The organism is Staphylococcus sp. GDY8P198P (genome assembly GCF_017891615.1).
Taxonomy (GTDB): domain Bacteria; phylum Bacillota; class Bacilli; order Staphylococcales; family Staphylococcaceae; genus Staphylococcus; species Staphylococcus cohnii.
On record NZ_JAESJQ010000001.1, the window covers coordinates 48,749 to 58,698 of the forward strand.

Here is a 9,950-nt window from a genome sequence, read left to right on the forward strand (position 1 = left end):
TCGACAAAAAATCATAGTTTACAGTCGAAAATCAAACAAAAAGTCGCCTTCTACATCCTTAAAAGGATTTCAAAGGCGACCAATATGTGTCGTATATTATGATTTTGAATTTACATATGAAGTTGGATCAACAGAATATCCGTTACCCACGCCACCTGACATACGTTGGAAATGTAGATGAGGTGCAGTAGAATTTCCTGTGCTTCCTGATAAACCAATTTGTTGTCCTTCTTTAACTTCTTGGCCAGATTTAACATTTAAAGAATTCATATGCATATACCATTGATAGTTATCACTGTTTTTCTCTTGGATTGTAACTTGGTTACCACCACCATAATTACTCCAACCACTTTGAATTACAGTACCATCTGCTAGTGAATAAACAGGTGTATTTTCATCCATAGCATAGTCAACGCCATAGTGTGCACCACCGCCATGGTAGCTACCATAAGGTTGTAATTGACGGTTTTTAGTTAACCAATTGGATGAATGCGTACTATTATTACTACTACTGTTTGACGCTGCTTCTGATTGTGTATTGTTTTGTTGTGGTGCAGCTTGTTGTTGTGGTGTTGAATCATTACTTGATGTAGCGTTTTGTTGTACATCATTAGTACCATTATTTTGTGTGTAATTCGTTTCATAATTGTTATTTGTTGATGCGTTATTTTGTGTATTATTTTCTACATTATTTTGTGCATTATTTGCTGTATTGTTTACGTTATTAGAATTACTTTGTGCTGTTTGTTCAGATTCAGTGCTTTGGTTCGTTGTTGCACTATTATCAACATCATTGTTTTGTGATGGTTGGTTAATGTCATAACCTTCTGATTGTACTTCTTCATGACTTTGGTCATCAGTGTAGTTATTATCATCTGAAGCATTTACATTTTCAACGTTTGAAGTGTTAGCACTTTGATTATTCATTGGGAAATAATAGTAATGATAATTCCCTTCATTATCTATTAAATAGAAATAATATTGTTGTTGATCAAACATAGATTGATCCCAGTTTCCATCTAATGTGTGATGATAGTTCCCATTATCAGCTTGATCGATATAACCATAGTTAAAAATATCACTATTCGCGTGATTGCTTGTATATTGTGTATTTGATTGATTGTTTTCTGAAGCGTGTGCTTCTCCCTGTGCGACACCAATTGCACCTAAAGATAACGTAGCAATTGTTGCTGTAACCATTTTTTTCATAATTAATAAGTCCTCCCAAAATTTTTACATACATAATAGTATCAGAGAAACTGTATAAAGAGAATAGCAGAAACTGTTTTTTAATTTGTTAGTAATTTGTTTGTGATGTAACGTAAATTTTTTGAAAATTCCTTCTAGATAAGCAGATAGCGTTTCCATTACTTTTAATTGAACCCTATACATCTATATTACAGTTGTTGTAAATCGACTATAACAGTTAACTTTTTACACTTAACCTCCTAATTTCATATCCATTTTTTTCTTAAATATTACAAATTACTTTATCAAAAATTAAAAGCAGTGTCTTTTTGGTATGCTATATTACGTGCTAACATAGAACTATTAATTAAAAGTGAGGGATTCAACATGTATGAAGTTCATAATAATTATGCAGTAAAAGGATCAAAGACATATATTAAAGTAATTGTGGCTCTTTTTATTTCTGGATTCACCATATTTTCAATACTTTATAGTGTTCAACCATTAATCCCTCATTTCACAAAATCTTTTAATGTGAGCGAAACAAAGGCAAGTTTAGCTTTATCATCAGCAACTTTAACACTTGCCTTTGCCATGCTATTTTTCGGAGCCATATCTGAAGTGTTAGGCCGTAAACCTATAATGATTTTTTCCGTTCTTTCTGTATCCTTACTCGCCTTAATCCAACCATTTTTAACAGATTTCAATACCTTTTTAATTGTACGATTGATACAAGGCATATGTTTAGCTGGTTTACCATCAATCGCAATGGCATATATTGGTGAGGAAATTTCTTCGCACAATCTACCTGAAGCGATGGGCATTTATATTAGTGGAAACGCTTTTGGTGGTGCCTTTGGAAGAATATTCACCGGCTTTATTTCAAGTATTTATGGATACCAAACTGGCCTAATTTGCATAGGTGTTATCAGTGTCATTGCAGCCATTTTATTTACATTTTTATTACCATCATCTAAACATTTTGATAAACAGCGTTTTTCTGTCAAAGCATTATTAATTAGTTATTATAAACATCTAACAAATATTCGATTACTCAAACCTTTTATGATTGGCTTTCTGCTACTTGGTTGTAACATAGCTGCCTTTAACTATATTGGTTTCGTGTTATCAGAAAAGCCATACAATTTACATGATAGTATCATTAGTTTTATATATTTATTGTTTTTAATAGGTATGATTTCCTCAATACTAAATGCAAAATTACGTACTAAATTAGGTACTTTAAATGCTTTGAAATTTAGTGTTTTATTGTTAATTTTTGGTATTAACATCACTTTATTACCACCGCTAACATTCAAAATTATTGGCTTAGCCTTTAGTGTTTATGCTTTTTTTAGTGGTCATGCAATCGCAAGTGCAGTAGTTACCAGTCGTGCGGAAGATCATAAAGCACAGGCTTCTAGCCTCTACTTATTGTTTTATTATATGGGGTCTTCTGTAGGAGGTACTTTAGCCGGTGTGTTTTATAACTATATTCAATGGCCAGGTGTCGTTTTAATGATTACTAGTTTTATGATTATTGCATTCGTTATTTCGCTTACCATTAAGCAAAAATAGGCTTGAAAATCTAAAATTTTAAGATTTTCAAGCCTATTTATATATTCAAACTTTTACTATTGTATTGTTGTTTCCATATTAGATTCAAATTCATCTAGTAATTCACGTGCTTCGTCAGTCGTATTTGTGCTCATCAGTTGATGTCTTAACTCACTTGCACCCCTGATACCACGCACATATATTTTAAAGAATCTGCGCAACGGTTTAAACAAGCGTGTTTCTTCTTGTGAATATTTGTCGAACAAATCAAGATGAAGTCTTAGCAAGTCTAAAAGTTCCGCACTCGTATGTTCTCTTGGTTCTTTTTCAAAGGCATAAGGATTATGGAAAATTCCTCGACCAATCATAATGCCATCAATACCATACTTTTCTGCCAGTTCAAGTCCTGTTTTTCTATCTGGAATGTCACCATTTATCGTTAATAATGTGTCTGGTGCAATTTCATCACGCAGTTGTTTTATTTCGCCGATTAATTCCCAGTGTGCGTCTACCTTACTCATCTCTCTACGTGTACGAAGGTGGATGGATAGATTCGCAATATCTTGTTTGAAAACATGTTTCAACCATTCTCTCCACTCATCAATTTCAGAATAACCTAATCGCGTTTTAACACTTACAGGTAGTCCTCCTGCTTTAGATGCTTGAATAATTTCAGCTGCTGTTTCTGGGCGTAGTATTAAACCTGAACCCTTACCTTTTGTTGCAACATTCGCAACTGGACAACCCATATTCAAATCAATACCTTTAAAACCCATCTCTGCCATACCAATACTCATTTCACGAAAATGTTCAGGTTTATCTCCCCAAATGTGTGCAACGATGGGTTGTTCGTCTTCTGTAAACGTTAAACGGCCACGTACACTGTGTACACCTTCAGGGTGACAAAAGCTTTCCGTATTTGTAAACTCAGTGAAAAAGACATCAGGTCTTCCCGCTTCACTGACCACATGACGAAAGACTACATCTGTTACGTCTTCCATAGGCGCCAAAACAAAAAATGGACGCGGTAATTCACGCCAAAAATTTTCTTTCATATATTTTTTAACCTTCTTATCTATTATTATCTCGAATTTTTATTCATGACGATATTACCACAAAAATAAGACTTATACAAAAAGATTTAAACACTCCAAAAAGCAACTCCCAACTAAGACTCATTACTTAAATAATTGAAACGTCACACACAATCACTAAAAAGTCTATTGTACGCTTGAATGACTCAGAAAGCAGTTCAAGATATACACATGGAAACAATCTATATTATTATTTCTTCATATCTTTAGCAAAAACATCAAAGTTATAAGACAAATTTCATTTAATTCCTAGTCCGATAACTATACATACTACTAAATAAACCTACACATAAAATAACAGCAGCAAAAATCAATGCTGCATTGAAGTTCCCTTCGTTTCCAATTAATAACCCAGATAATGCAGGTGCAATCATTTGTCCCAAACTGTATATAACAGTCAATATCGCAACTAAGTTCAATCTACTATTATTCTGATACATTAAAGCTTGTGCTTTGGACATAAATAATGTAGTAAGCCCTAAAAACGTTGAACCAAATAATAATGAACTTAATATTAAACTCAACATACTTTCTGATAATATCGGTAAAATAACACTTATTATTTGTAAAATAAAAGCTAAATACGTTGCCTTACCATGACCTAAAACATCGGCCAACATAGACCAAAGAATAGTTGATGGTATTGCACCTAATCCAACAAACATCCAACTTAATGCCGCATAATCTGACAACGAGGGTATTGATTTAACAATAGCCACTAAAAAAGTGCCCGTAATAATATATCCGGCTCCTTCACAAAAATACGCAATGGAAAAGCCCCAAATAAATTTTTTCTTTAATTTATTAGATACATCAGCTTGATTTTCGTTTGTTTTATGACTTTCGTATTCAGCAACATCATTTTCATGCATACCAAATATAATAAAAATCGCCATGATTAATGAAAAAATACCGAGCAAAACCCAAGTCGATTTCCATGTATTAACTGAAGTAAATAAAAAAATAAAGATACTACTTGTAAAAATGCCTAACCCTACACCACTATATAGCAAACCAGAAATACGTTCTTTTCGAACCATTTTTAATGCTTCTAACGCAACATTCGATGCCAATACAAAAACAGTACCACTAGAAACACCAGCAACAAATCTAAAAATTGCCCATGAGATATAACTATCAAAAACACCCATGAATAGTGTTGAAATTATATTGATAATTAAATATATTTTAAGATCCACTACCTTATTAAATACAATAATCCAAATTGGAATCATTGCTCCAATAAGATATCCTAAGTAGTTATATGTAGCTAACATACCAGCACTTGGATTATCCATACCGCTATTAAGCTGCATAAAAGGCATAATGGGGGTATATGCAAAACGTCCAATTGCCATAACAATAAACAAACACAACATACCTAAAATAAGTTGCTTATATGCTCGTCTCATACTTTACACACCTTTCAACAAATCAATTACATTATACACTTTTTATAATTTTTACATATCCCTTTTATTAATAATTAATAATATTATCTTTAACCCCCTTTTAATTTTGAATTAGTAAGTATAAAATAGGCTTTATTATTATTTTGAATTTTCAGACTTTTTATTAGGAGGATTGTTATGAAACAACAAAACATTCTTTGGAAAGATTGGAGATTACATGGCATTGTTTTAATCATTATGATCATTTCTGAAGTAATCGGCGCACATAAAATACCATTAGGTATAACATCAATCCTTTTATTACCAGTAGTTTATGCAGTATTACTCGGTTTGGGCGTATATTTCACACCTATTATCAGTAAAAGACAAGCTAAGAATTCTGAACCAATGGTCTTTATTTCTGTAGCATTACTCATAGCAAAATTCGGGGTAGAGGCTGGACCTGCACTTCCTAAAATCATTGCTGCTGGACCCGCTTTAATACTTCAAGAAGCCGGTAATTTAGCTACTATTATTATTTCATTACCGCTGGCTATACTTTTAGGTTTACGTAGAGAATCTATAGGCATGACACATTCAATAGGAAGAGAACCCAATTTAGCACTTATCACTGAAAAATATGGTATCACTTCTCCTGAATGGCGAGGCGTCATGTCCATGTATATATTCGGAACAATATTTGGAGCAATATTTTTTAGTGTTTTCTCCGGTATTCTAATCTCTGTTTTACCATTTAGCCCATTAGCATTTGCAATGGCGACAGGCGTAGGAAGTGGTGTTATGACTGCTGCTGCACTAGGTCCCTTAGTTGAAATGTATCCTGACCAAGCTAGTACAATCACAGCATTTTCTGGTGTGAGTAATTTACTCACATCTGTCACAGGGCTTTATGTAGGTATATTAATTGCTCTACCATTAACTCGAAAATACTACAGCTTTATTATGCATATCAAATCAAAATTCACAAAAGATAAGGAGCAATGATAATGAATTCGAAAGTTAAAAACTGGATACTCACATTATGTGTGGTAGGCATTATTTCACTCTTTAGTAATTGGATTGGTTATAATGTAATGCCTATAGTAGCTTTACCTGGCATCCTTACGTTAATGGGTATTTCATTAATAGGTTTAATCTTACGTGATATTGTTCCTCTAAACATACCTAGTATTGCTTATATTGGTATAATTGGGCTCATCATTACAATACCTGGCATACCTGGATCATCACACATTGTTGAGTGGACTGAAAAAGTAGATCTGTTGTCATTAGCTACACCAGTTGTTGCATATGCAGGCGTTTCTATAGGAAATTCGTGGGCCGATTTTGCTAAGTTAGGTTGGAAAACAATTGTCGTCGGTATCGTAATCTTACTCAGTACATACGTAGGTTCTGCCCTTGTAGCAGAAATTGTTTTAAGAATTCAAGGTTTAGCATAATTTACACATAATAATATCCCCATACAAACAATTCAACCTGTTGTTTATATGGGGATATTAAAATTAATCATTCTTTTAAATATAATAAATAAACACTATAAAGTTCAATAAAAAGAGTACAATAGCTGGAATTGCTTTTTTAATTGGGTCCTTGCCTAAGAAAATCAATGAGATTGCACCAACAAACATCGTTGCACCTAATAATATACTTGATAATAATGCAATCACGCTATACAACACACCTATCAACATGCCCAGGCCACCTACAAATTCAAAAATTCCTGTAATTTGATTAAAGATAGGTGGGTAGCCAAGACGCGCAAAATCTTGTTTCATTGCACCAGATAAAATTTTAGACCCTGTCATGATAAAAAATATTCCCAAAATGATTTGCAATATAATGATAATAATACTCATTTTAACGACCCCTTTTCATTTTTATCTTAGTCACGCGCTACCAAACCAGAAATCATATAAGGCGTGATGCGTTTAATATAATCTTCAGGTAACATTTCATTATTCTTTTGATACCATGTTTCAGCTGCTTTATAGATACTTGCACTTATCATGTTTGCAGCCAATTGTCGTGTGCTATCATCTTCAAAATCAATATCAGCCAACAATTTATACAATACATTTGCAATATGTTCTTGAACAATATGATCTATCGTCTCTGGATAACTTCTATGACATCTTCTATTTAAAGACAATTGAAACTCTGCCACTACTTTAAAGATATCGACAATTGTTCTTTCATTCAATGGATTATCTTTAAAATATTCATAATTTAAATTAATTAATAGTTCTTCAGCAAGCGCTTTTTCTAACAAATCATAGATATCACTAAAATGATAATAGAACGTAGCTCTATTGATAAGTGCCTCTTGTGTAATATCTTTCACAGTTATACTTTTAAAATCTTTATCACTAGACAATTGGATAAAAGCTTGCATAATAGATTTTCTCGTTTTAATGACGCGCAAGTCTGATTTTGATTGTACCATTCGACTCCCTCATTTTCTCCCAACATTAGATACTAAATGTTGAATATTCAACATTTTCTACAATTTGTTGGTACTTATTATTCATATTACTACTTATCATAAGAGTATATCAATTTAATTAAACTACGGAGGTACAATTATGAAAAAAAATATGGTGTGTGATATTTATTCGGGTGTTTGCAAACCGAGTGAAGAAAAAGAAGTAGAAGACATTAACTTAAATAACCAAAGTCCTAATTTAACTTTATATTATGTAACTGATCCTATGTGTTCACATTGTTGGGCTTTCGAACCAATTTTAAATAAACTATTAGTACAATACGGTCATTTGTTTAATTTTCAAATGATTATGGGCGGCCTTTTAGAAGCTTGGGGGGATGGGCCTATTGACCCTGCAAATGGCATTTATAAACCGGCTGATGTGATACCACATTGGCAAGAAGTAGGTCAATATTCACGCATGCCTATCGATGGTACGATTATGGAAATAGATCCTGTGCAATCTTCATACCCAGCATCTCGGTTGTATAAAGCGATTCAGCAATTAGATTCTCCGGCTACTGCTATTGAATTTATTAGATTAGTTAGAGAAGCTGTTTTCGTCTTTAACCAAAATATTTCTGATGACAAAATACTTAAATCAATTGTACAAACTTTATATAAAAATAATAAATCAATTAATATTGAAATTATTTTTGATTTAGCAAATAGTACGCAAGGTCAGCAATTACTATCAAACGATTTTAACTTGGTACGTGAATTAGGTGTTCGAGGTTTCCCTACAGTTGTCATAGTAAATAACGATAACCAAGGTACTAAAATTGTAGGCGCTAGAGATTTAAATGTTTATATAGATACACTTAAAAAACTTAGCAGCAATGAAAAAACCGTTTCAAAACCTTTGCCAGATTTAGAATTATATTTAAAAAAACAACATCGCTTATTTTCTAAAGAAATTGAAGTTATGTATGACATTAAACAAGACGAAGTACCAAATTTTGTTAAACAAAATTTAAATCCTTCAGTTTACATAGCTAAAAATATACTTGGTGAAAATTATTATGAATTTATTTTATCGTAATATGTCACAACCTTACTGACGTTGTGAACGAAACAGTTGACGGTCATAGAACACTATATGTACATGCACAATTAAAATGTGAGTAATTCATAAAAAACGTTAATTTAAAGTGTCAATTACGCAATTATATCGCCTTTTTAGTTTTTCAAATATTCATTGTAATTAAAAGTTTCTATACTATTAGTTACAATGATATTTTTATTTAGCTGCGTTTCTAAGTATCTACTCACTTCACAAACTGCATTTATTTCTAATGATTCTATGTCATTCATTTCAATTACTACAAAGTCTAACTCTTTAACACTGTGATTCGTTTGAGAAAGTATACTATAAATATGTTGTAGCAATTCTTCATTATATTTGTCTTTCGAAATTGCTACTACTTTTGAATTAATTGGTTCTTGATTTTTATTACGTAAATAAAACAATGTATTACCTTTACTATATTGAACAATAATATACATACAATAACCCCGTTTTATTATTTAATAACCTGTAATTACTATATACACATTACGTACAATTAATAAACAATTTTTAATAAATCACACTCTATTTATTAAAATATAATTTCACAATTATATATGTTCTTTTTTTACATGATTCCTATCACAATATAAAAAACCTGAGACTATAATTGTCTCAGGTTTCTTTAGTTTAATATTATTTTTTATATTTACTACTTATCTTCTTCATTTTTTCTACGACGCTTGATAAATAGTAATAATGCTCCCAAGCCTGCAAATAATGAACCGAATAAAGTACCTTTATTAACTTCGTCTTTTCCTGTTTCAGGTAATTCATATTTATTATCGTTGTTTTTTCTAGAGTTGTCAGAACGCGTATTTACTATTTCTGAATTATTATTTTGTTTTATTTCAGAACTAGTGTCGCTATTAGATGGCTGACTTATATCTGAAATTTCTGCTGAGTCTGGTTTTTGAGTATTTGAGTTTCCTACTGTACCTGGATTTTCTCCGTTACCTGGATTCTCTCCATTGCTTGGATTTTCTCCATTAACTGGATTCTCTCCGCTACCTGGATTTTCTCCATTAACTGGATTCTCTCCGTTACCTGGATTTTCTCCATTACCTGGATTCTCTCCGTTACCTGGATTTTCTCCGTTGTCTGGATTTTCTCCATTGCCTGGATTTTCTCCATTGCCTGGATTCTCT

Annotated in this window: 11 protein-coding genes; 4 read left to right on the plus strand and 7 right to left on the minus strand. The window is 32.2% G+C overall.

Translation table 11 applies throughout. The features are described from left to right. Positions 1–96: 96 nt before the first annotated feature. Entirely contained in the window at positions 97–1,209 is a 1,113-nt protein-coding gene (locus KA824_RS00205; RefSeq protein WP_181187278.1) for a M23 family metallopeptidase, read from the minus strand. Between the two features lie 366 nt (positions 1,210–1,575). Between KA824_RS00205 and KA824_RS00210 the strand changes: the two genes are divergently transcribed. Next, on the plus strand, positions 1,576–2,766 hold the full coding sequence (locus tag KA824_RS00210) for an MFS transporter (RefSeq protein WP_019469153.1): 1,191 nt from the start codon (positions 1,576–1,578) through the stop codon (positions 2,764–2,766). A 56-nt stretch (positions 2,767–2,822) separates the two neighbouring features. On the opposite strand, the gene KA824_RS00215 is transcribed toward KA824_RS00210, so the two are convergent. Together KA824_RS00215 and KA824_RS00220 are read right to left on the minus strand one after the other, a co-directional pair. Beyond that, a complete protein-coding gene (locus KA824_RS00215) occupies positions 2,823–3,800 on the minus strand; it encodes a tRNA dihydrouridine synthase (RefSeq protein ID WP_107386335.1) in 978 nt (325 codons plus the stop codon). Positions 3,801–4,081: 281 nt separating this feature from the next. Further along, positions 4,082–5,251, minus strand: a complete 1,170-nt coding sequence (locus KA824_RS00220; RefSeq protein ID WP_119517541.1) for a YbfB/YjiJ family MFS transporter — start codon at positions 5,249–5,251, stop codon at positions 4,082–4,084. Between the two features lie 177 nt (positions 5,252–5,428). Here KA824_RS00220 and KA824_RS00225 point away from each other — a divergent pair, with 177 nt between their 5' ends. After that, the gene (locus KA824_RS00225; protein ID WP_040030330.1) at positions 5,429–6,235 is read left to right on the plus strand and encodes a DUF3100 domain-containing protein; all 807 of its coding nucleotides are present in this window, start codon (positions 5,429–5,431) and stop codon (positions 6,233–6,235) included. Between the two features lie 2 nt (positions 6,236–6,237). Further along, on the plus strand, positions 6,238–6,690 hold the full coding sequence (locus KA824_RS00230; protein ID WP_154409514.1) for a hypothetical protein: 453 nt from the start codon (positions 6,238–6,240) through the stop codon (positions 6,688–6,690). A gap of 75 nt (positions 6,691–6,765) precedes the next feature. Here KA824_RS00230 and KA824_RS00235 read toward each other — a convergent pair whose 3' ends face one another. Together KA824_RS00235 and KA824_RS00240 are read right to left on the minus strand one after the other, a co-directional pair. Then, positions 6,766–7,107: a DoxX family protein gene (locus KA824_RS00235; protein WP_040030332.1), complete on the minus strand. Its 342-nt coding sequence runs from the start codon at positions 7,105–7,107 to the stop codon at positions 6,766–6,768. 26 nt (positions 7,108–7,133) lie between these two features. Beyond that, on the minus strand, positions 7,134–7,694 hold the full coding sequence (locus KA824_RS00240; RefSeq protein ID WP_119535390.1) for a TetR family transcriptional regulator: 561 nt from the start codon (positions 7,692–7,694) through the stop codon (positions 7,134–7,136). A gap of 139 nt (positions 7,695–7,833) precedes the next feature. Between KA824_RS00240 and KA824_RS00245 the strand changes: the two genes are divergently transcribed. Continuing rightward, positions 7,834–8,775 carry a DsbA family protein gene (locus tag KA824_RS00245; protein WP_181187279.1) on the plus strand — a complete coding sequence of 314 codons (942 nt, stop codon included), beginning with the start codon at positions 7,834–7,836 and terminating at the stop codon, positions 8,773–8,775. A 137-nt stretch (positions 8,776–8,912) separates the two neighbouring features. Here KA824_RS00245 and KA824_RS00250 read toward each other — a convergent pair whose 3' ends face one another. Both KA824_RS00250 and KA824_RS00255 read right to left on the minus strand, forming a co-directional pair. Further along, the gene (locus KA824_RS00250; protein WP_070704587.1) at positions 8,913–9,239 is read right to left on the minus strand and encodes a hypothetical protein; all 327 of its coding nucleotides are present in this window, start codon (positions 9,237–9,239) and stop codon (positions 8,913–8,915) included. A gap of 215 nt (positions 9,240–9,454) precedes the next feature. Then, the coding region (locus KA824_RS00255) for an LPXTG cell wall anchor domain-containing protein (protein WP_181187809.1) at positions 9,455–9,950 on the minus strand (496 nt) is incomplete at its 5' end.